We start from the raw sequence: 21,959 nt of genomic DNA, 5'->3' as shown, positions 1-21,959 counted from the left end.
AATAGCTAGGAGGTTTCCCGCTTTGTTCAGAATGACAGACAGATTTTTCCTTGCTCGAAGTAAGTTTTATTCAAAGCTCTAATCCTTGTTGGCTTCAGGATTATCTGGGTTAACCGGTTCTTCCTTCTTAGGGGCTTCTTTCTTCTTTGCTTTCACAGGAGTCGCTTTCGCGTCTTCTTTTACTGGGGTTTCTGTTTTTTTCTCTACATGTACTTCAGTTGATTTGGCTTCAGCTTTACTTTCTCCGGCCGCTTTAGCTTCGTCTGCAGCTGCAGCTGCTTCTTCAGCGCGTTTTTTTTTATAATCTTCAATGATTTCGCAAACACTTGCTTTCACATCTTTAAATAGTTTGGTTGCCATCGAAGAAAATTCTTTGAAGTCAGGTAATTTTGATTTGAAATCGTTCATATTTCACTCCATTTAGTGATATTACCCTAAGTATATACTAAGACATTATAGGCGCATATTTCGGAACGTACTGTTTTTTTTGACATTAAGCCCATGGATGAATGAGTTTCGTGACAGGTTTAAGTAATTTTTCCATCATTGATTTTTTACCTTGTATAGCAATCTTAAAGGCATTGAATTCTTGCATTTTTTCAGACAGGTAATCATCACTGGTTTTTAAACAATCTACAAGTTTCAAATCAAAAGCATCCGTTGCTAACCAGTGTTCGCCTGTAGATACTTTATCAATATCTAATTGGCCACGGTTAGAAAGGACGTTGGTTTTAAATGCTTCGTGTATTTTTTCCAAATCCTCTTGAAATTTTTCTCGTCCTTTTTCGGTATTTTCACCAAATAAGGTTAAAGTTCGTTTATATTCACCTGCAGTAAGTAACTCGATATCAATATTATGCTTTTTAAGCCAACGATGAAAATTAGGAAGCTGGGCAACTACTCCAATTGAGCCAATAATTGCAAAGGGAGCTGCAATAATGCGATTTGCGACACATGCCATTAAATACCCGCCACTGGCAGCAATTTTATCAATACAAACAGTGAGCGGGATATTTCTATCACGTAAGCGTTGTAATTGTGAGGCTGCTAAACCGTAACCATTCACAGCCCCTCCAGGGCTTTCCAAACGTAGAACTACTTCGTCTTTCTCCTGGACAATTGAGAGGACCGCACTCACTGCCTCACGAAGCTGCTCAACTTGCGAAGCTTTAATATCCCCATGAAAATCAATAACATATAAAGAGGGTCTATCTTTCAATTCTTTTTTACTTTTCTTATCCTTTTTTTCTGGTTTCTTATTTTTTATTTCATGAGCTAGCCGTTGTTTCGTCGTCTCATATTGTTTGTTAAGCGAGGTAATTTCTAGCATCGGTTTTGGCTTACGGCCGAGTGCCAAGATACCCGCAACGACCAGAAGGAAGGAAATGACGAGTGTCAGCGCTTTTAGGAGAAATAAACCATATTGTGAAAGAAAGCCCATTATTTACCTTACCAATTGATTTTAAAAAACAATGATTATCCTCTCGGGAGCTTGCTGATGCAAGTAGAGCAGGCGCTAAAAGCCATCAGTTTATGAGAAGGGAAATTTTTTTTATCGGCAGGAAAGGGTTTGTGTTTTTTTCAAACCCCTCTTGCCTGTAGGAAAAACTGCTGAAAATGATCCGGTTTTAAAAAGATGTGCGGGATTGAGATATATTAGGCGATTTAGTATCGGTCTTTTGGTCTTCGCTCTCAGGTTCTACCCCTGTAAATAGACCAATTTTACCCATTGCCTGTGTTAATTCTTTTGGGTCTCTGATAGCGACCTTAGGAGAAGCAAGGCCAGTCGAACTTGGTTTGGGAACAGACAAATTGACTTCCGTTGAGTCTTCGTAGACTTTACAAACAGCATTTTCCTTTACATAGTCTTTTGTTTTAAGGGTGACTCCACTTAAAGCAATTTTTTTCGTTTTTTCAATAGCACCAAGAACAAATTCTGGTTCCGATGATTCCAGAATTAAATGCACCTTTCTACCTGAGAAGAAATCGTTAAGCGTCCTATCAAACAAAAAAGGGGCTAACTCTTCTTTTTTCTTACAACATAAATTTAAATCAGCTGCGAAGGTGACTTTACTGCACTCGTTTTCTTTCTTTATAAGGATTTGCTCTAATAGTTTCAGCACTTCCTTTTTGACCGTCCCATGATCATAAGGCTCAAGGAGATCGACACTTAAGCTATTTTCTTTGACTTTACGATCCCTCGTTAAAGTGACTGCCTTAGTATAAGATTGAATCTTGTCATGATAACAAGAAATAACAAGCTCGCCTTTAGGTTTTTTACCATAATGAATGTATATTGATTGTGTCATAATATTCCTTAACTTATAAAAGGCTTCCTTTTTAAATATAGAAGATAATTAACAAGGTGGGGCGTATAATCTAGGCCGAGCTGCAGACGCGCATCTTTCTTGATAAAGTCCCATAAAATACTCCTTCGCTTTATTCGGGGAATCTATTCCCATTGAATTACTGCATTTAAGACCAATTCCCAGGCTTGCATTTTTAATGCTGTAGGTGCTTTCGCCCAGTATAGCTTGGGCACAATCGAGTGATTGTAGGACGGATCGATAAGCCTGTTCTGCTCTCTCATACTCTGAATTGTCCATTAACCACATGCAATAACGACCAAAAGCCTCAGCTAAAACCATAAAGCCGTAACTTCCTGATTGTTCCTGTAGGTTTGTGCTATTGTCAATAAGCTCTGCGTATAGTGCCTCTGCTTCTTGAGCATTTGCTGCTTTTGTGAGTTGTGAGTAGAGGTATTCGTTGTATCGTTGCATCGCATGAATAGAGCCATATTCAATAGCAATTTGAAGGAATTTTATTTCAGAGTGGCTAAAATTGAATTTCCGATTTTTTCTCATTTCTTGAGAAAGATGAAAAAAATGAACCCCCCGGGCTAAGTCAAATTGATTTAGCTTTGGATGAGAATGAAATAGCATTTCCGGTAAGTTTTTCTGCCTGGTTAAAATTATACCATGTGCACACCACAGTCGACTCCAATGCTCATCCAATTCTTCGCAATTGCAATGTATTGCAAATTCAAAACTATGGTCTGCGAGAGTGGCTACTATTTCTAAGGGGGTATTTTGAATTAGTTCGAGTTTTTCTTTATAGTTCCGATTATTAAAATCCCTAAGAATATAAGCATGAACCATTGTATAGGGTAGTCTTTTTTTGACTTCTTGGTTATTAAAAAAAAGAAGCTTATTTCTCATATAATTCGAAATTTTAAAAATGGCGCGCAACTATAGCATCATGTTTATACGTTGCGCAAATCTAGGATCGACTAATGTGCTCCGGAGGGATCAGCTACTGCATTTTTCTCCGGTTTCGTTAGCCAAACCAAAGGGATTAGCGCAATGAAGATAATTGAGGAAACCCAAAAAACATCATTTAACCCCAACATATCTGCTTGTACACTTAACAATCGATTAAATAGTGCATAACTTTGTTCTGTTTGAATTTTTAACCAAGATTGGCTGGTTTCAACAAATGTCGTAAAAATGGGATTGTAAGGTGTTGATTGCTCTGTGAGATGAGAGTGATGAAGGATAGAACGATCATTCCAAACTGTGCTGAAGATGGAAGTGCCTATTGCTCCGCAGAAAATACGGGCGAAATTGGACAAACCTGCTGCGGCAGGAACTTTTTCAGGCGGAAGACCTGAAAGAATTATCATTGATAATGGTATGAAAAACATCGCTACAGGAATTCCTTGTATCAAAGTCGGTAAAACAAGGGTCCAGGTATCAACATCAGTGGTGTAAAGTGAACGCATAAAGAAAACTAATCCAAAAAGGAGAAAAGCAAGTGTTGTTAGGATTCGTGCATCTACTTTAGGTAAGATTTTACCAACGATAGGGGAGGTTATTACTGCAAAAAAACCCAGAGGGGCCATGACTAAACCTGCGTTAACTGAAGGGTAGGCTATATCTTGTATCAGCCATTGGGGAAGTAGCACTAAGTTTCCAAAAAATACGCCGTATCCTACTGAAATAGCTATGGTGCCCCCGGTGAAATTGCGTACAGAGAAAAGCCGTAAATCGATAATAGGATTTTTTTGAGTAAGTTCCCAAATGACAAAATAACAAAAACCAATGGCAGCGATGAGGGCTAACGTGATAATCGTTGTTGAATTAAACCAGTCTAAATCACGTCCTTTATCTAACATTATTTGCAAGGCTCCGACCCAGACGACAAGAAGAATTAAACCAATGGCATCAATAGGTAATATTTTTCTGGGGGTATCTCGATGTTTATAAATAATCCAAGTTACCATCGCGGCAAATATGCCGACCGGTATATTGATATAAAATATCCATGACCAACTGTAGCTATCGGTGATCCAGCCACCCAATGCAGGGCCTGCAATAGGCCCCACAGTAGCGGTCATCCCCCAAAGAGCTAGTGCGATGGCGCTTTTTTCTTTGGGGTAGGAACTAAGAAGTATCGCTTGAGATAAGGGAATTAAAGGGCCTGCAACAAAGCCTTGAAAGATTCGTGCAGCTAAAAGAAGTGATAGGCTGTTTGCTAACCCGCACAACCAGGAAGCGACCACAAACAATAATATTGCAGACACAAACAATCGCACTTGTCCAATCCGCTGCGTCAGCCAGCCAGTTAGGGGAATGGAAATTGCATTGGCCGCGGCAAATACAGTAATAACCCAAGTGCCTTCATTAATAGAGACACCGAGATTGCCAGAGATCGTTGGAATAGCGACATTGGCTATTGAAGAATCTAAAACAATCATAAAAGTAGCAAGTGCCACGGCTATTGTGGCAACTATCAGTTTGACCCCTTGTAAAGGGGCAGGGAACATCGGAGTACTCATCGTGAGATCCCTTTATTTGCAGAGTCCCTATTAGAATTATCGCTAGCATCAAGGTTTGCTGTTTTACTGATATTTTCACTGATTACTTTATTGATTTCAGCATCCGCTTCTTTCCCCCAATTTTCATAGATCGGTGTTTCATAAATGGAGATAGGTGCTGTTTCACTAATGTATTTTCCGCTTTGATTATGCAAATCAACGGTGACCTCCATTGACAAACCAATTCGTAATGGATGGGCTTTCAATTCTTTAGGGTCCAATTTAATACGCACGGGCAAGCGTTGCACTACTTTTATCCAGTTTCCAGTCGCATTTTGCGCGGGAAGAAGTGCAAAGGCGCTGCCTGTTCCTGCCGAAAACCCAACGATTGTTCCGTGATACACAACAGATGAACCATATAGATCGGCAGTCAAGGTAGCTGGTTGGCCGATTCGCATGTAGCGAACTTGCTTTTCTTTAAAATTAGCTTCCACCCAGACTTGCTCTAAAGGAACAAGTGCCATCAGTTGAGTCCCTGCAGCAACGCGTTGGCCTACTTGTGCTGTACGCTTTGATATTTCGCCAGAAACAGGGGCGCGAATGGTGGTGCGCATGTAATCGACATACGCTTGACGCAATTTAGCTGCTGCGGCCAAAACATTGGGGTGTTGTTGCAAATTGGTATTTTCTGTTAAAGCCCTGTTAGCTAACAGTGCAGACTTAGCTTGGGTTAAAGCAGCATTGGCACTTTTAAGCGAATCCTCTGCATGGGTTAATTCTTCTTTTGAGACAGCACCAACACCAATCGCTCGGTTTCGACGGGATAAATCTTGTTTTGCCTTCTCTTGAGAGATTTCTTGATTTTTTAGGTTGGCTTGTAAGCCGGTATTATTAATAAATAACTGGTGAGTGTTTCGTAGTGTTTGAGCCAGATTTGCTTTGGCTTGTTCAAAAGCAATAAAAGCATCGATCGGATCAAGTTCAACCAATAGTTGGCCAGTTGTGACGTACTGGGTGTCATCGACTTTAACAGCAACGACAGTACCGCCTACTTGTGCCGTAATCGGTATGATGTTGCCATTAACATAGGCATTATCTGTTTCCTCATAAAAACGGGCAATAAACCACCAATACAAGCCATAAAGCATCGCAACAACCACAAGGAAAGTTGTGAAAAAAACGAGTAAAAACTTTCGCTTTTTACCGAGTTTCTCTTCAGGGGTAATAGGAAGCTGATCCACTGTAGGCATTTATTTCTCACTTTATTGTTTTGTTTGTAGCACGACAACATTCGATCATTCGAGCATCAAACCCGCCTCCGAGCGCTTTAATTAAAGCAACTTGGAGGTTGCGTCGATTTAAAATAAGTTGTAAACGAGTTTGCTGCTCTGCAAGGTAACGAGTTTCAGCATCAAGCACGACTAATTGGGAGGCAAGGCCAACCCGGTATTGATATCGGGCCAAATTATAAGCGCGCTCTGCTGTATCGAGTGCCTCTTGCTGAACCTTAAGTTGTTTGTCAACGGCTAAAATGTTAGTCAGTGAAGTTGCGACATCCGATAGTGCGTTATTCAGTGTTGTGTTGTATTGCCCTACAGCTTCTTCATAAATGGCATATTGCTCTCGTAATTTACCACGAAGCGCACCGCCATCAAAAAGCGGCAACGTAATAGCAGGTCCTACAAATTCACTATTTGCTCTGACTTCGATATGGCTGAGTTTCACAGAGAGGAAAGCAAAGCCTGCTAATAAATTGATATTGGGGTAGAACAACGCTTTTGTATAGTTTATACCTTGACAAGCCGCTTCCACTTGCCATCGAGCGCTCACAATATCTGGCCTTCGTCCTAAAAGATTTAAGGGTAGATTAGGTGGAAGGGCTGGTGTTTGGGTATGCCCTAAATGCGGTCGCTTTATCGTTAGACCTCGGTCAGGGCCTACGCCAAGCAAGGTACCAAGCTGCTGTCTGGTTAAAGTTATTTGCCCTTCAACTTGGACTAATTGAGTGCGTGCAGTTGCGGAAGTATTACGGGCTTGATAAAGCTGCACGCGAGTATCTAACCCAGTCTGTAGACGAACTTTAGAAATTGTCTCCAAAGCTTCACGTTGCACTACCGTTCGCCTTAATACATCACGCAAATCATAGTAATAAGCTAGTTGATTGTAGGTAGATGCAACTGAAGTAGCAATGGTTAATCGAGCTTCTTGCTCCTCAGTTTCACTTGCCTTCTCTTCAGAAATGGCTTGCCTTAGTTTTGAGCGATTTTTCCCCCAAATATCCAAGTTATAACTTGCTTTAGTGAGAAATGCAGTTTGATTAAAAACTGAATTGCTTATTGGCGGTATAAACAGGTTATGAGAAGAAAGGCGGGTGCGAGCCGCTATTCCGGAAAAATTGCCATGCGGGTATAAGGCTGCAGCACTTTGCTGTACCAATGACCTAGCCTGTCCGATGCGTGCGTTTGCAACTTGTAAATTTGGATTATTCGCTAAGGCTTCGTTAATTAAGGTAATCAATTGCGGATCGCCGAACTGTTTTGCCCAATCCGAGGCGGGCCACTTCCCTTTTTGGTTTGGTATACTCTTTGTGGTTTGAAACTGAGAGGGTGGGGCTATTTTTTTATTGCTCGTGATCCCAATGTAGTTAACACAACCTGCAAGCACCCCAAGGAGTATCGAAGCAAAGATTGCTTTATAACGCTTTTTCCAGCTGCTCGAAGTTAACCTCATGCACAGTTCCAAAAAATTGCAGACATTGCTCTTTCTAACATCCTAATAATAAAACTTTTTTTTTCTTTAATCGACTGATACTTGAGCTTTGTTCATAAGTTATTAGCCAAATTTAATAATTGCTTATTTTTTGGTGATATAATGTACAGAATCTATTAGCTAGTTCCTTTTATGACGATCGTTTTAGATTCAACAAATATCGCTGACAATCCTTGGATATGGATCCATCTTGAGTCATGCCGTCAAAGTTATGGTGAGGATATTTGGTACGCAGGGAATACATTTAACTTTAGCGGCAAAGAATACAAATTCGGGCAAACCATTTTTGTTAGAGAAAGAAAGCATGGTGGATATGCCTACGAAATGTTGTCATCTGATTGTCTTGGCAGCGGAGCTTTTGGTGCTGTTTTCAAAATTTCTTGTACGATCAGCCAAGGGAAGGACAATAGGGGATTCCAAGCATTAGACAAAAATAGGGTCGTGAAATTTGAATCGGAATATTATGCCAGAAGGGAATATGGTGCAGGGAAATATGCTTTGCATTTACACATGAAAAAGCCTATTAAAGGCCGTCTTGTCATGAGAAATCTTGGTGAAAAATCATTTGCAGAAATAGAGAGTCTACTTACTGATCCTCATAAAAAATTGGCGTTAACTAAAGAGTTATTAAAAGCCTATGAAGAACAATTGATTAAACAACAATTGGAGCATGGAGACTTACATTCAAGAAATATTCTTGTCAAAGTTAATCCTGACAAAAACAACCCATTTGAAGTCAATATTATTGATTTTGGTTTAGCGGTACATATTAAAAATGGACGGCAATCTGTCTACTTATTAGACTTTTATGATTATGTAGTTCCTCTTATTACAAGGATATGGAAGACACCAGAAACACCTAATATGATAAGGAAGTTTTTAGCAGGCAATCATCAATTTAATGAATTTGTTGCGCTTTTTGATAAGGTCGTTCTGTCTCCTTGTAAACATAGCCAAAAATCACTTGATCAGTTACTCGCCTTTCTTGAAAAACTGACTATTTCTCAACCGCGATTAAGTGAAGAATTAAAAAAACAGGTACTAGCAGCTGTGGAGCAATCCACTTCTACTGATATGCAGCCTTTGCAAGAAGTTGTAGCACGGTGTAGAGCGACTTTACATGCTGACAGGATTGAAGAACCCAGTTTTCCTGTTGTAGTCTTTGATAATAATAAAGAAAGACAACTGTTATTTAATCAAATAGAAGAGTACTACCATAAGCTTGAAAAGAAAGGGGAATGTCTTTGTTCAACGTCTCAACAAGAAGAAGGTAAACAACTTTGTGTGATTGTAAGTCAACTCCGAAAGAAAACTTGGGAAGCGATCGATCCTCACAATAACCATGGAAGAGTTCAGCTTCTTGAGTGTCGAGATTTTTGTAAGTCTTTATTAGAAGGGAATAAACATCTTTTAGACATCCGCCGAAATAACAACTATATATGGGCAGAAGTGGGTGTAATATTAGGTTCATTAATTGTTCTTTACCCCATCGCTTTAGGAATCAATTATCTTGTTACCCGCAGGTTGGGCTTTTTTACTGAAACAGAGAGTGCAAAAGGTGCAAAAAGACTCGATAAAGATTTTGAAGCATTAGAAGCTGCACTAGCTTGTCAAGGATAATTCCTTTTTTCCATTGCGGAAACGAAGGTATTATAAGGGAGTCATTCTTCTCTCTTGCCAGTAAAGCTATTTACAGATAGTCTGCGTTTTTAACTTTAATAATTTTCGTTATGCTCGATGTGCAAGTCCTATCGTTTGATTATCAAGATAAACCCGTGTTGGATAAGGTACAATTTTCATTAGCCCCAGGGCAGCTCTTGCATTTAAAAGGGGCCAATGGTGCTGGGAAAACCACTTTATTTAAGCTATTGGCTGGTCTTTTTAAGCCCAATGAAGGTGAAATTTTTTATGAAGGCCAATCAATTTATCGAGATCTGGTTTCTTACCAACGCAAACTTTGTTTTGTAGGCCATAGAACTGGTTTGAATCCTCTTCTTACTGTAAAAGAGAATTGTTATTTCGATATGCATTGGGGGCGGCGCAATGTTCATCTTGAAGATTTGCTCGTGCATTTTGGGTTACAAGGCTTGGATGAAGAGCCTTGCTATTTGCTTTCTGCCGGACAGCGTCGGCGCGTTGGCTTATTAAGATTAATGATGACTGATGCAAAGCTATGGCTGTTGGATGAGCCGCTCATTGCCTTGGATACAACCGCCATTCAAACTTTAATAACTTGTCTTGGAAATCACCTTGGAAAGGGGGGGCAAGTGATTTTGACTTCTCATCAAACATTACCTTTTCCTCAGCCTTATCAGGAGTATTCATTGTGATGAGTATGACTACTCTTTTTCTGCGGCAATTTCGTCGAGAATTTTTATTACATATTCGTCAACCAAAATTGTTATTGCATTCTTCTTTATTTTTTCTAATGGTTACTATTTTTTTTCCTTTGACTATGCCCCCTGAAACTTCTATTTTGCGCTCAGTTTCACCAGGACTAATTTGGATCGCAATGTTGCTATCGATGTTATTGACCTCGGTTGGGCTTTTTCAGCAAGATTACGAAGATGGCATCATTGAGCAATGGCTAATTTCAAGCTATCCCCTGAGTTTGATTGTCGCTGGAAAGCTCGTTGTGCATTGGTTAATTAATTTACTACCCATGTTGATTTTTTGTCCATTACTTGCATTATTATTTAGCTTTACTTGGCAAGAAACAGGGGTTTTAATACTTAGTTTAATTGCCGGCACACCCGCGATTCTTTTTTTATGTGGGCTTGCAGCTGCTTTTAGTTCGGGCATGCAACAAAAAGGTGTACTCATGGCTTTAGTACTATTGCCCTTAACCATACCTGTTATGATTTTTGGTAGTGGTACTTTAACGACAGCAATGCAGGGTTTAGCCGTTTCTGGTTATCTGTCGATGTTGCTTGCATTATCCCTTCTTGCAGTTGGTTTTTTACCTTTTGCAATTGCCGCAGTGATTCGAATAAGCTTAGTGGATTAATCCGAATACTTAGAAGCAATTAGGGTATCTGCGCAAGCGTTTTTGCTTTAATGCAAATTTAGGAAACGCAGACTAGGCAACTCTTTGCGCGGGATCCGTGGTGAATTGAATTGTCAATACATTCTCAAGCATGATAAAATTTCGCTTTTTGTAATCCAAATCATCCCCTCATGTGGAATTTTTTATATCAAATGGCTTCGCCAAAGGCGTTTTATCGATTAACAAAACCTTGGCTTGCTTGGTTGGGTTTCAGTGCCTTGGTTTTTCTTATTATCGGTATAACTTGGGGTTTATTTTTTGCTCCGCCTGATTATCAGCAAGGAGATGCTTTTCGTATCATTTATATACATGTTCCTAGCGCTTTTTTATCTATGGCAATTTATGGTTGGATGGGTTTTCTTGCTGTTCTCTTGTTAGTTTGGGGCATTAAAATGGCCGGGATGATGCTTGGGATTGCCGCCCAGTTGGGCGCCTCCATGGCTTTTCTCGCATTACTTACAGGGAGTATTTGGGGTAAGCCGATGTGGGGGACTTGGTGGGTTTGGGATGCGCGGTTGACCTCTGAGCTTATCTTACTTCTTTTGTATCTAGCCATATTAGCAACCAAAGGTGCTTTTCAGAGCAAAGAACAAGGCGATAAGATTGTTGCGATCTTAACATTGGTTGGATTAATTGATTTACCGATCATTCATTATTCAGTGTATTGGTGGAATTCTCTTCATCAAGGTGCAACGCTTTCTGTTTTTGCTAAGCCTAAAATCGCAAGCGCAATGTTATATCCATTGTTGTTAACCTTACTCGGGTTTTCCCTTTACTGTGCCTGGGTTATATTGCATAAAGCACGAAGCGAAGTACTCAATCGCGAGCGCAGGCAAAATTGGGTCAAGGATATCGTTGAAAGAGGGGAGCTATGAATCAACTTCAACAATGTTTAGCGATGGGAGGATATGGTCCATATGTTTGGCCTGCTTATGGGTTGGCGTGCATCGTATTGCTGATGAATTTTCTAAGTATTCGATTGCAGCGGCAACGGACGCGAAGAAGTTTACAGCAATGGTTTAAGAGACAATAAGATGAGCCCTGTCCGTAAACGAAAAATACTGGTGTTATTGTTTATCCTGTCTATCCTTGCGTTGGTGAGCGGTCTTGTCCTCTATGCGTTACGGCAAAATATCAATCTATTTTATACTCCGACCCAGGTTGCGAAAGGAGAAGCATCACCTCAGCATACTATCCGCTTAGGTGGAATGGTTGAGAAAAACAGTGTGGTACGTGGGGGAGCAGATGGTTTGTCAGTGGAGTTTAGGCTAACTGATTTTAATCAAACAGTAACCGTAAGCTACCATGGCATTTTGCCTGATTTGTTTCGTGAAGGACAGGGTATTGTGGCGTTAGGTAAGTTAAGTGACAATCGTCACTTCATTGCCGAAGAGGTACTCGCAAAGCATGATGCCAACTATATGCCCCCTGAGGTCAAAGATACTTTGGCAAAAGGAGCACAACCTGGAGTAAAGAAAAGCGCATGATAGCTGAAATTGGCTTATTTTCATTAATACTAGCCCTACTGTTCGCCATACTTCTAGCAATTATTCCAACCGTTGGTTTATGGCGTAATAAAGAAGATTGGGTGAATGCCGCTCCTCTTTATGCTTGCGGCCAATTCATTTTTATTGCCCTGGCTTATTGCTCTCTTACGGCGTGTTTTCTTAACAACGATTTCTCTGTGATCTACGTATTAACTAATTCCAGTCTTTCATTGCCGTGGTTCTATAAACTTTGTGCGGTTTGGGGTGGGCATGAGGGATCAATGTTACTGTGGGTTGCGATTTTAAGTTTTTGGATGGTTGCCATAAGTTTTTTTAGTTCTGCTTTAGATCAGGCGATGCGAGCTAGGGTTTTGGTAGTTTTGGGATGGCTTAGTATTGGATTTATTCTTTTCCTTCTTACAACATCAAATCCGTTTATTCGGCAGTTTCAATTATTGCAGACACAAGGGCGCGATCTAAATCCGCTTTTACAAGATCCTGGGTTTTTATTTCATCCTCCGATGCTTTATATGGGGTATGTAGGTTTTTCCGTTGCATTTGCTTTTGCTATTGCAGCACTTTGGGTAGGAAGGGTTGAGCCGGTTTGGGCAAAATGGACTAGACCCTGGACTTTAGCCGCGTGGTGTTGCTTAACAGCGGGCATCACACTGGGGAGCTGGTGGGCTTATCGCGAATTAGGTTGGGGCGGCTGGTGGTTTTGGGATCCGGTTGAAAATGCGTCCTTTATGCCCTGGTTAGTTGGTACTGCCTTATTGCATTCGCTTGCAGTGAGTGAGCAGCGACAGCAATTTAAAGCCTGGACTATGTTGTTGGCTATTACTGCTTTTTCTTTAAGCCTAGTGGGTACATTTTTAGTGCGCTCGGGAGTGTTGACATCTGTCCATGCTTTCGCTGTTGATCCGCAACGTGGGCTTTATATTCTTTGTTTCCTCTTAATAGTCATTGGAGGGTCGTTATTTCTATTTGCTTTACGTGCACAGACCCTTCAGCGGCGTGATAATCCTGCTCCGATTTCTCGCGAAAGTGCGCTGCTTTTGAATAATGTTTTTTTGGCAGTTGCTATGTTGACGGTGCTGATGGGTACAGTTTATCCGTTGCTTATTGATGGGTTGGGCTTAGGTAAATTATCGGTAGGAGCACCTTATTTTAATTCTGTTTTTGTACCACTCATGATTCCTTTACTGATTTTAATGGGTGTAGGCGTGCATTTAAATTGGCAACGCGACAGTTTGAAAAAAATAGCCGTTAAACTAAGCTGGGTATTTTTTATTAGTGTCATGGCTCCCTTATTGTTGTTAGCTGGTTTAGCTAAATCAATCGATGCTTATACCTTACTTGGTTTAACGCTGGCATTCTGGATAGGGTTAAGCAGTTTCAAATTGATACTTGTTCGTTTAAAACAGCGTGGATTGTTGAATATCGGACAAGCATTCTGGGGTATGATGCTTGCCCATTGCGGCGTTGCTGCCACAGTAATCGGCATTGCTGTTTCGACAGGTTATGGTATTCAAGATGATGTTAAAATGGCGCCTGGGGATTCCATTAACCTTGCTGGGTTTAAAATATCATTTTTGAGTGAATCACCATTAGTTGGTGCTAATTATCGCGGTTCGCAAACCAAATTCTTAATTAGCCGAAAAGGGAAAGACACAATCATTTACCCAGAAAAGAGAATTTATAATGTGGGTCAAATGGCAATGACGGAATCGGCGATTGATGTGAGTCCATTTCGCGATATTTATGTTGCCCTTGGCGAACCACTTGATGATAAGGCTTGGTCAGTACGTGTGTATTTTAAACCCTTCGTCCGTTGGATTTGGGGTGGAGGTTTTATGATTTTGGGCGGAGGTATATTGGCTTTGACGGATAGGCGATATTATAAAGTGCGTGAAAAGTTAAAGGCCAACTGCGAACAAGAGGTGGCTGCATGAAAGCGCTGCGTTGGCGATTAATCCCGTTGTTGGTTTTTGCTATTCTCGTTGTTTTTCTCTGGCGCGGATTATCGTTAGAGCCAAGGAAATTGCCCTCTATGCAATTAGGTAAATCACTACCAGCCTTTCAGATACCTGCATTAGAGGAAGGTAAATTTTTTACACCAGAAGTGATGAAAGGCCATGTGGCTCTGCTCAATGTGTGGGCAAGTTGGTGTGAAGCATGTGTCGAAGAGCAAGTCTTTCTCATGCGGCTTGCACAGCAAGCGGTACCTATTTATGGTTTAAATTACAAAGATAATACAGAAAATGCACAGCGTTGGTTGAGAGAATGGGGAAATCCTTATCAAGCTGTAGGCGAGGATAAAGAAGGGCGAATAGCGATTGATCTAGGAGTCTATGGCGCTCCTGAAACTTTTCTTGTTGATCAGAAAGGCATTATTCGTTATAGACATATTGGTATTTTAAACGAAACTGCTTGGAAGTCTGATTTTTTACCGCGTATTAAACAATTGCAAGGTGAAGCATGAAAGCTTTCTTTTTAATCTTAAGCTTTTTAGTTGTATTTCCAGTATCAGCGAATACGTTCTATCCGTTGGAAACTGCAAAGCAAGATGCCCAATTCTCACATTTACTGAAAGAGTTGCGCTGTTTGGTTTGTCAAAATCAGGATTTAGCAGATTCTAATGCTGGATTGGCTAAAGATTTACGCGAGCAAGTGTATGGCATGGTTAAAGAAGGGAAAAGTGACAGTGAAATTATCAGTTATTTGACTGCCCGTTATGGGGACTTCATTTTATTTAAACCTCCGATAAAGCCTTTGACGGCATTGCTGTGGTTTGGGCCATCAATGTTTTTGTTTTTAGGCCTATTAATTTTTTGGCATACCTGTTTAAAGCGAACGTCTAATGAATGAATGGTGGTTGTTGATCAGTTTTATTGTTTTAGGAATGCTGGCGTTGCCTCTAGCTTTATATCCTCTGCGTAAGACTAAGTGGCTCATATTTATTATTTTGCCTGTGCTCATTTGCATTTTGTCCCTGGCTTATTGGCGATGGGGAGCTTGGTCAAGTTGGCAGGCTTATGTTCATCGTGAAGCAGCCCAACAACAAATACAAGCGGTATTACAAACCATTAAAAGCCCTGCAGAATTAATCGAGAGAATGATAGCGAGACTACAAGCAGAGCCTAATAGTGAGCGCGGTTGGTATTTATTAGGAAGATTATATGCAAGTCAAGGGCAATGGCCTGAAGCGCGAGATGCTTTTTCCAAGGCCCTTGAGCTAAAGCCAGGCAATGAAGCGGCTAGAATCAATTATGCACAGAGCTTATGGCAATTAAACCAACAACAATTTAATGAGCAGATTAGAGGTATACTTACCAACTTACTGCAAAAAAATCCCGATCAACCGGATGCTTTGGCGATGTTGGCTATGGATGCTTTCGAAAGCAGAAATTATCAATTAGCAATCGACCATTGGCAGCACTTACTCAAACTGGCACCTGAGCATTCTGAAGAAGCCCAATTGTTGCGTAAAGCGATCGCTAAGGCACAACAAAAATTGATGCCTTAAAATAAAACGGCTGTACTGTGATAAATCGAAATTGATGTATAAAGGATAAAAGGAAGAAGCTTTGCGTAACGATGCTTTATCATTTTTAGAATCCTTATTGTGAAATTGAGGAAATAATTCAAGAATCGTGCCTAAACTGCGAAAATCTGATACATGGAGTTGTATTTATGAGCCAAGAAGCGCTAGTCCTCTTACCCGGTGTTTTATCAAATCACACTGTTTGGACCCATCAAGTGAACCATCTAAATGATCGGGTACATTGCCAAGTCATTCCTTTAACTGAACACGATAATATGGAAGATTTACTGCGTATGGTTTTGACTACCGTTCGGGGGAATTTTATTTTAGCAGGCCATTCGATGGGTGGATGGCTCGCTTTAGAGTTAGCGTATGCGGCACCAGAACGGATTACAAAATTATGTTTACTGAATACTTCCGCAAAAGGCGACCCGCCCGAAAAAAGCAAGGATAGGCTTAGGATGGTTGAAGCGGTTAAGCAAGGCGAATTTCACTCCGTGGCTGAGAGTATCGCAAACCGGTATGTTTATAATAATCAGATAAAAAAGGATGTTCTATCAATGTTTCTCTTTGTGGGGGAAAGGGCTTTTGTTAATCAGGAAAAAGCGTTGTTAACTCGTCGGGAAACGGTTGCACTACTTCCACAATTAACTATGCCGACGATGGTCATTCATGCGCAAAATGATCAAGTTTTCCCATTATCATCCCATTTAGAATTGAAAACAAAAATGCCGAATGCCAAATTAGCGATAGTTGAAGATTCAGGGCATATGAGCCCGATGGAAGCACCACAAGCGGTGACGGCATTGATGAGATTTTGGATTGATTATTTTTGAATCGAAGGCCTAATGTTGGAGAGCGGCCGGTCTTTGTCCGAGAAATTGTAATTAATTCGTGCCAATCGGCAATTTTTCGTCTACACTAAAATTCACTAAAGGCTTACACTCGCTCAAATTTCAAGGAGAAGAAATGAGTAATCAAGTCTATCAAATTGTTGAATTGGTAGGGACCTCAGAGGATGGCATAGAGGAAGCAATCAACAATGCAATTGCCAAGGCCGCTAAGTTACATGGTAAATTGGATTGGTATGAAGTAGTAGAAACGCGAGGGTTTATCGAAGGCGATAAATGCAAATATTATCAAGTGCATTTAAAAATTGGCTGCCACGCTCATTAAATTTTCAGGTTTGGTCACTTTGGCCCAGCAAGAATTGATAGAGAAGTGTTAAGCGCTCTCAGTATTACGTAATACTTTCAAAAAATGCAAACCATAATGGTTCAATTTGTGTTGTCCTACACCAGAAATATCCAATAATTCGTCTAAAGTTTGGGGTTTTTCTCTTGCCATTTGGTGTAGAGTTGCATCGCTAAAAATCATGAAGGGAGGCTTATTTTCTTCTTCTGCTAGCTGCCGTCGCAAGGCACGTAATGCTTCAAATAACGGGCTTTCAGCTGCAGAAATCAGATTTCGTTCTTTGAGTTTACCACTTTTGGTCTTTAAATCAGGTTTTGGTAGCGTTAGAAAAACTTTCTCCTCCCCTTTTAATACGGTAACTGCCTTTTTAGATAAGCGCAGGACATTATAATGGCCTATATCCTGATAACAGTAATCACGATGAATCAATTGCCAGGCTAATTGCTTCCAATAATTTGCAGATTTATCTTTTCCGATACCAAAAGTACTTAGCTCCTGATGTTGGGCTTGTTGTATTTTGTCCGCAGCGCTCCCACGAAGGACATCAATCACGTAGCTCATGCCATAGCTCTGGCGTAAACGGTAAATACAAGAGAGTATTTTTTGTGCATCCTCTGTTGCATCCACGGTTTGCGGTGGGTTGTCGCAAATATCGCATCTATTGCAGGCTTCATCGCAAGGCTCGTCAAAGTAACGGAGCAAAATTTGCCGTCGACAGTGGGACGCGTCGGCAAAAGCTAACATGTGGTTTAGCTTGCTCGTTTCAATCCTTTGCTGCGCTTCGTTGGTAGTGGTTGCAATCCAACCGCGAAGTCTGCCGCTGTCTGCTGGATCATAAAGCAGCAAAGCGAGCGCTGGCAAACCATCACGCCCAGCTCTGCCTGTTTCCTGATAATAACTTTCAATATTTTTTGGTAAATCATAATGAACGACAAATCGGACATTTGATTTATCAATACCCATGCCAAAAGCGAGGGTTGCAACCACAATGTCTATATGGTCATAACGGAATAAAGTTTGCACTTCTCGACGTTCACTGTGGGCAAGACCAGCATGGTAAGCTCTGGCTCGGTATCCTAATTCTTGTAATTTTTCGGTTAAACGCTCCACTCCTGTTCGTGTGCCGCAATAGATAATGCCAGACTGTTGCTTTTGATTAAGTAAAAATTGATGTAGCTGTTTAAGCGGATTATTTTTGATAATGACGCTGTAATGAATGTTGGGTCGATTAAATGAAGCGATGAATTGCTTAGGTTGATAGCTTAATTTTTTAATAATATCTTGGCGCGTTTGCTGATCTGCAGTGGCAGTGAGAGCGATGATAGGTATTGCAGGAAAAAGTGTTTTTAATACACCTAAAGCAGCATATTCGGGACGAAAATCATGCCCCCATTGGGAGATGCAATGCGCTTCATCGATGGCAAACAAGGCAATATCACACTCTTGCAAGCGCTCGAGAAATGATTGGCTTAGTAGCCGCTCTGGCGCTATATAAAGCAAATCCAGTTCATTATTATGGAGTTGAGCAAGCACTTTCCTGGCTTCTTCGCTCTTAAGAGAAGAGTTATAGTAAGCAGCATGAATACCTTGCAATTTTAGCGCAGCAACTTGATCTTCCATCAAAGCAATTAAAGGGGAGACGACAATACCAACGCCTTGACGCACTATGGCAGGGATTTGATAACAAAGCGATTTACCACCGCCGGTTGGCATAAGAACCAATAAATCATCGCCAGCGATGAGGCGGGTAATGATTTCTCCTTGAGGGCTGCGAAAGGAATCGAAGCCGAAATAATCTTTTAAAACACGATGCGCTGTAGCGCTTATGCCTTGAAGAGGTTGTGTGACTGATTCCATGTGATTTTCTTTTTTTTATTCTATGGACACCAAAAATTGACAATAATACCATTTTAAGTAAGGCTAGAATAGAATTGCTGGGCTTATAAGGATGGGCTATGGATTTCAAGTTAAGTGAAGAGCACATTGCTTTTCGGGACATGGCAGCAGAATTTGCGCGAGATAAATTAGCACCCAATGCGACAAATTGGGATGAAAACAGTTACTTTCCTATAGATGCGTTGCGCGAAGCGGCAAGTCTGGGTATGGGTGGTATCGTTGTCGCTGAAGATATTGGTGGCTCTAACTTAAAGCGCTTAGACGCTGCGATTATATTCGAACAACTTGCAACAGGATGCATCACGACCAGCGCCTATCTTTCCATTCATAACATGGTTGCCTCTTTAATCGATAAGTATGCTGCTGAGCCTTTACGAAGCACTTGGGGTCCGCGTGTTACTTCATTAGATGCTTTTGCCAGCTATTGCCTTACCGAGCCCGACTCCGGATCTGATGCAGCTTCTTTAAAGAGCCGCGCAGTTAGGGATGGTGATTTTTATGTTTTAAATGGAGCAAAGTCGTTCATTTCAGGGGGGAGCGTCAGTGATGTTTATTTATGCATGGTGAGAACGGGTGATGATTCACATCATGGCATCTCTTGTTTGCTCGTTGAGAAGGGTACGCCAGGATTAAGTTTTGGTAAGTTGGAAAAGAAAATGGGATGGCGGAGTCAGCCGACCTGCATGGTTTATTTTGAAAACTGCCGCATACCTGTCACTAACCGAGTGGGTGACGAAGGAATGGGGTTTAAAATTGCTTTAAATGCGCTTAATGGCGGAAGAGTAAACATTGCTTCCTGTTCGTTAGGAGGGGCACTCGCTTGTTTACGCCTTACGCAAAAATACCTCCAAGAACGTATTCAATTTGGTAAACCTTTGGCCAAAATACAAGCTTTACGGTTTTATTTTGCGGATATGTTAACTGATTACGAAGCTGCGCGTTTAATGGTTTATCGTGCAGCGGATGCTTTAGATAAAGGCGAAACGGATGCACCTATGTATTGTGCTATGGCTAAACGCTTGGCAACAGACGTTGCGTTTCGAATCAGTGATAAAGCGATGCAATTGCATGGCGGGTACGGTTACTTACATGATTACCAGATTGAGCGCATATTTCGTGACCTAAGAGTGCATCAAATCCTTGAAGGGACGAATGAGATCATGCGGGAAATCGTTGCTAAAGCAAGTTTGGATGAAGACTATTTTATCGACTAACAGGAGTTATACATGAATTTGATTGATCAAGATTTAGCTAATGACGGCATTCTGACTCTGACACTTAATCGTCCAGAAAAGCTAAATGCGCTAAGCACTGAAGTGTTGCATGCATTAAGTGAAATTTTCGATTCAGCCAAGGAAAATCCTAAAGTGAAAGCGTTGCTGCTAACGGGCACTGGTAAAGCCTTTTGTGCTGGTGCGGATATTACACGTCTAGCAGAATGTAACGCACAAAGCGGGTATCAATTTGCGCGTGATGGCCAAGATATATTTAGGAAATTGGAAACCATGGGCAAACCTTCGCTTGCTGCTATTAATGGGTTTGCCTTTGGCGGGGGGTGTGAACTTGCTATCGCTGCAACAATGCGCATCGCTGCAACGACAGCCCAATTTGGGCAACCGGAAGTAAAATTGGGTGTGATTCCTGGTTATGGCGGGACTCAGAGATTGGCTCGGTTAATCGGCAAAGGACGAGCAATGGATTTGTGTTTAACTGGACGCTTTATCAACGCTGAAACTGCACTTGACTGGGGATTAGTAAGCGAAGTAGTGGCTGCTGATGATTTACTGACACGTGGAAAGGAAATGCTAAAAGGTATTCTTAGTATGGCACCACTCGCCATAGCAAGCGTCATGGAAGTGATTGATCGGGGATTCGACATGTCTTTAGGCGATGCGTTGCACTTAGAAGCTGTCCATTTTGCCAAAGTTTGTGCTAGCGAGGATAAAAAAGAGGGGGTTGCGGCCTTTTTGGCTAAGCGAAAAGCAGAATTTAGAGGGGAATGACAAATGACTGCAGATATCGCTTTTGCTAAAGCGGGACAAATCGGATTAATCACGCTAAAACGTCCTCAAGCGTTGAATGCCCTGACATTACCGATGATCAAAGCATTACAGCAGCAACTGATGCTCTGGCGCAATGATGAGAGTGTGCAAGCAGTCGTTATCCAGGGAGAGGGGGAAAAAGCCTTTTGTGCTGGCGGCGATGTGCGCTGGCTTTATGAAGCTGGATTAGCTAAGAATCCTGAGCAAATGCAGTTTTTTTGGCATGAATACCGTCTGAATCACTACATTCATCACTACCCTAAGCCTTATATTTCTTTAATGAATGGCATCACCATGGGCGGAGGCGTAGGGATTTCCCTTCATGGTTCCCATCCAGTGGCAACAGAACGCTTTATTTTTGCTATGCCAGAAACGGGCATTGGTTTTTTTCCTGATATTGGTGCTAGTTTTCTGCTTTCTCGTTGTCCAGGCCAAGTCGGTGTTTATCTTGGATTAACTGGTAATCGCTTAAATGCTCAAGAGGCCAAATTTGTCGGTTTGGTGAATTATGTTATTGCTTCTGACCAACTCGAGGCGGTGTTAGACAGCCTCGTCCAAACCAATTTTACAGCCAATGCTCATCAACAAGTGGATGCTTGTTTACAGCGTTTTGTTATGCCTGTTGGCGAAACGATGCTCGAGAAAGATAAAGCAACAATTGATGCTTGTTTCGCAAAAGATACGGTGGAAAAAATCATGGCTAGTTTGCAAGAAAGAGGAGATGAATGGTCAATGCCACTCCTGCACAATTTACAGCAAAAAGCCCCTTTAAGCCTGAAAGTGACTTTGGCACAAATTCAAAAAGCAAAATCGTTATCCATGGGCGAATGCATGAAAATGGACTACTGCCTAGTAAGCCAATTCATGAGGGATGCTGATTTTTATGAAGGCGTTAGGGCATTATTGGTCGATAAGGATAAAAATCCTCAGTGGAGTCCTGGCCACTTGGCGGAAGTGACAAGTGCTAGAGTTGCTGATTATTTTGAATGCGGACAAAAAGAACTTGAATTGATTGAACAGTAATTGATGCCTTGCAATTGCGGGGTTTGGTTAAAGCAAAAAAAAACAACCTTATAAATCCTGCGTGAAAAATTAACTTCATCCCGCTTAGGGCAAGCTATACTAAGTGAGAGCTCCTGAAAACAAAATTGTCTGTTCTCTTCAT

At 41.2% G+C, this 21,959-nt stretch carries 23 protein-coding genes; 15 read left to right on the top strand and 8 right to left on the bottom strand.

The window, feature by feature from the left end; all coding sequences use genetic code 11:
- Positions 1-78 precede the first annotated feature (78 nt).
- The 7 genes from LMI_RS09495 to LMI_RS09465 all read right to left on the bottom strand — a co-directional run bounded on the left by LMI_RS09495 (position 79) and on the right by LMI_RS09465 (position 7,546).
- On the bottom strand, positions 79-408 hold the full coding sequence (locus LMI_RS09495; RefSeq protein ID WP_045099589.1) for a hypothetical protein: 330 nt from the start codon (positions 406-408) through the stop codon (positions 79-81).
- A gap of 85 nt (positions 409-493) precedes the next feature.
- The gene (gene sohB / locus LMI_RS09490) at positions 494-1,441 is read right to left on the bottom strand and encodes a protease SohB (protein ID WP_045099588.1); all 948 of its coding nucleotides are present in this window, start codon (positions 1,439-1,441) and stop codon (positions 494-496) included.
- A gap of 187 nt (positions 1,442-1,628) precedes the next feature.
- Positions 1,629-2,309, bottom strand: coding sequence for a hypothetical protein (locus LMI_RS09485; protein ID WP_052679514.1), 681 nt, complete (start codon positions 2,307-2,309; stop codon positions 1,629-1,631).
- Between the two features lie 48 nt (positions 2,310-2,357).
- Positions 2,358-3,218, bottom strand: a complete 861-nt coding sequence (locus LMI_RS09480) for a DUF5630 domain-containing protein (RefSeq protein WP_143001003.1) — start codon at positions 3,216-3,218, stop codon at positions 2,358-2,360.
- A gap of 71 nt (positions 3,219-3,289) precedes the next feature.
- On the bottom strand, positions 3,290-4,837 hold the full coding sequence (locus LMI_RS09475) for a DHA2 family efflux MFS transporter permease subunit (protein ID WP_045099587.1): 1,548 nt from the start codon (positions 4,835-4,837) through the stop codon (positions 3,290-3,292).
- A complete protein-coding gene (locus LMI_RS09470) occupies positions 4,834-6,066 on the bottom strand; it encodes an HlyD/EmrA/EmrK family protein (protein ID WP_045099586.1) in 1,233 nt (410 codons plus the stop codon). Before LMI_RS09470 ends, LMI_RS09475 begins: the two co-directional genes overlap by 4 nt.
- 7 nt (positions 6,067-6,073) lie before the next feature.
- Positions 6,074-7,546: an efflux transporter outer membrane subunit gene (locus tag LMI_RS09465; protein WP_045099585.1), complete on the bottom strand. Its 1,473-nt coding sequence runs from the start codon at positions 7,544-7,546 to the stop codon at positions 6,074-6,076.
- 171 nt (positions 7,547-7,717) lie between these two features.
- Here LMI_RS09465 and LMI_RS09460 point away from each other — a divergent pair, with 171 nt between their 5' ends.
- From LMI_RS09460 to LMI_RS09405, 12 genes are all read left to right on the top strand, one after another.
- Positions 7,718-9,205 (top strand): AarF/UbiB family protein, encoded by a 1,488-nt coding sequence (locus tag LMI_RS09460; RefSeq protein ID WP_045099584.1) that lies wholly within the window; start codon positions 7,718-7,720, stop codon positions 9,203-9,205.
- 110 nt (positions 9,206-9,315) lie between these two features.
- On the top strand, positions 9,316-9,915 hold the full coding sequence (gene ccmA / locus LMI_RS09455; RefSeq protein ID WP_045099583.1) for a cytochrome c biogenesis heme-transporting ATPase CcmA: 600 nt from the start codon (positions 9,316-9,318) through the stop codon (positions 9,913-9,915).
- A complete protein-coding gene (gene ccmB / locus LMI_RS09450; RefSeq protein ID WP_052679511.1) occupies positions 9,915-10,592 on the top strand; it encodes a heme exporter protein CcmB in 678 nt (225 codons plus the stop codon). The genes ccmA and ccmB overlap by 1 nt, the downstream gene beginning before the upstream one ends.
- Positions 10,593-10,762: 170 nt before the next feature.
- Positions 10,763-11,506 (top strand): heme ABC transporter permease CcmC, encoded by a 744-nt coding sequence (gene ccmC / locus LMI_RS09445; RefSeq protein WP_045099582.1) that lies wholly within the window; start codon positions 10,763-10,765, stop codon positions 11,504-11,506.
- Positions 11,503-11,664 (top strand): heme exporter protein CcmD, encoded by a 162-nt coding sequence (ccmD, locus tag LMI_RS09440; protein ID WP_045099581.1) that lies wholly within the window; start codon positions 11,503-11,505, stop codon positions 11,662-11,664. The genes ccmC and ccmD overlap by 4 nt, the downstream gene beginning before the upstream one ends.
- Before the next feature lies 1 nt (position 11,665).
- Positions 11,666-12,118, top strand: coding sequence for a cytochrome c maturation protein CcmE (ccmE, locus tag LMI_RS09435; protein WP_045099580.1), 453 nt, complete (start codon positions 11,666-11,668; stop codon positions 12,116-12,118).
- Positions 12,115-14,070, top strand: coding sequence for a heme lyase CcmF/NrfE family subunit (locus LMI_RS09430; RefSeq protein ID WP_045099579.1), 1,956 nt, complete (start codon positions 12,115-12,117; stop codon positions 14,068-14,070). The genes ccmE and LMI_RS09430 overlap by 4 nt, the downstream gene beginning before the upstream one ends.
- Positions 14,067-14,600 carry a DsbE family thiol:disulfide interchange protein gene (locus LMI_RS09425; RefSeq protein ID WP_045099578.1) on the top strand — a complete coding sequence of 178 codons (534 nt, stop codon included), beginning with the start codon at positions 14,067-14,069 and terminating at the stop codon, positions 14,598-14,600. The genes LMI_RS09430 and LMI_RS09425 overlap by 4 nt, the downstream gene beginning before the upstream one ends.
- A complete protein-coding gene (locus LMI_RS09420; protein ID WP_045099577.1) occupies positions 14,597-14,986 on the top strand; it encodes a cytochrome c-type biogenesis protein in 390 nt (129 codons plus the stop codon). Before LMI_RS09425 ends, LMI_RS09420 begins: the two co-directional genes overlap by 4 nt.
- Complete coding sequence (locus LMI_RS09415) at positions 14,979-15,644, top strand: tetratricopeptide repeat protein (RefSeq protein ID WP_045099576.1); 666 nt, start codon at positions 14,979-14,981, stop codon at positions 15,642-15,644. The genes LMI_RS09420 and LMI_RS09415 overlap by 8 nt, the downstream gene beginning before the upstream one ends.
- A 167-nt stretch (positions 15,645-15,811) precedes the next feature.
- A complete protein-coding gene (locus tag LMI_RS09410; RefSeq protein ID WP_045099575.1) occupies positions 15,812-16,498 on the top strand; it encodes an alpha/beta fold hydrolase in 687 nt (228 codons plus the stop codon).
- Between the two features lie 133 nt (positions 16,499-16,631).
- Complete coding sequence (locus LMI_RS09405) at positions 16,632-16,838, top strand: dodecin (protein WP_045099574.1); 207 nt, start codon at positions 16,632-16,634, stop codon at positions 16,836-16,838.
- A 48-nt stretch (positions 16,839-16,886) separates the two neighbouring features.
- Here the strand turns inward: LMI_RS09405 and recQ are convergent, their stop codons facing one another.
- Positions 16,887-18,713 carry a DNA helicase RecQ gene (gene recQ, locus LMI_RS09400; RefSeq protein ID WP_045099573.1) on the bottom strand — a complete coding sequence of 609 codons (1,827 nt, stop codon included), beginning with the start codon at positions 18,711-18,713 and terminating at the stop codon, positions 16,887-16,889.
- 98 nt (positions 18,714-18,811) lie between these two features.
- Between recQ and LMI_RS09395 the strand changes: the two genes are divergently transcribed.
- The 3 genes from LMI_RS09395 to LMI_RS09385 are packed head-to-tail and all read left to right on the top strand — an operon-like array spanning position 18,812 to position 21,817.
- The gene (locus LMI_RS09395) at positions 18,812-19,966 is read left to right on the top strand and encodes an acyl-CoA dehydrogenase family protein (protein ID WP_045099572.1); all 1,155 of its coding nucleotides are present in this window, start codon (positions 18,812-18,814) and stop codon (positions 19,964-19,966) included.
- A 12-nt stretch (positions 19,967-19,978) separates the two neighbouring features.
- Positions 19,979-20,755: an enoyl-CoA hydratase/isomerase family protein gene (locus LMI_RS09390; protein WP_045099571.1), complete on the top strand. Its 777-nt coding sequence runs from the start codon at positions 19,979-19,981 to the stop codon at positions 20,753-20,755.
- Between the two features lie 3 nt (positions 20,756-20,758).
- A complete protein-coding gene (locus LMI_RS09385; protein ID WP_045099570.1) occupies positions 20,759-21,817 on the top strand; it encodes an enoyl-CoA hydratase/isomerase family protein in 1,059 nt (352 codons plus the stop codon).
- The last annotated feature ends 142 nt before the right edge of the window (positions 21,818-21,959 follow it).

The sequence above is a fragment of the Legionella micdadei genome (assembly GCF_000953635.1).
Taxonomy (GTDB): domain Bacteria; phylum Pseudomonadota; class Gammaproteobacteria; order Legionellales; family Legionellaceae; genus Tatlockia; species Tatlockia micdadei.
This window is presented reverse-complemented; position numbering and strand designations above follow the sequence as displayed.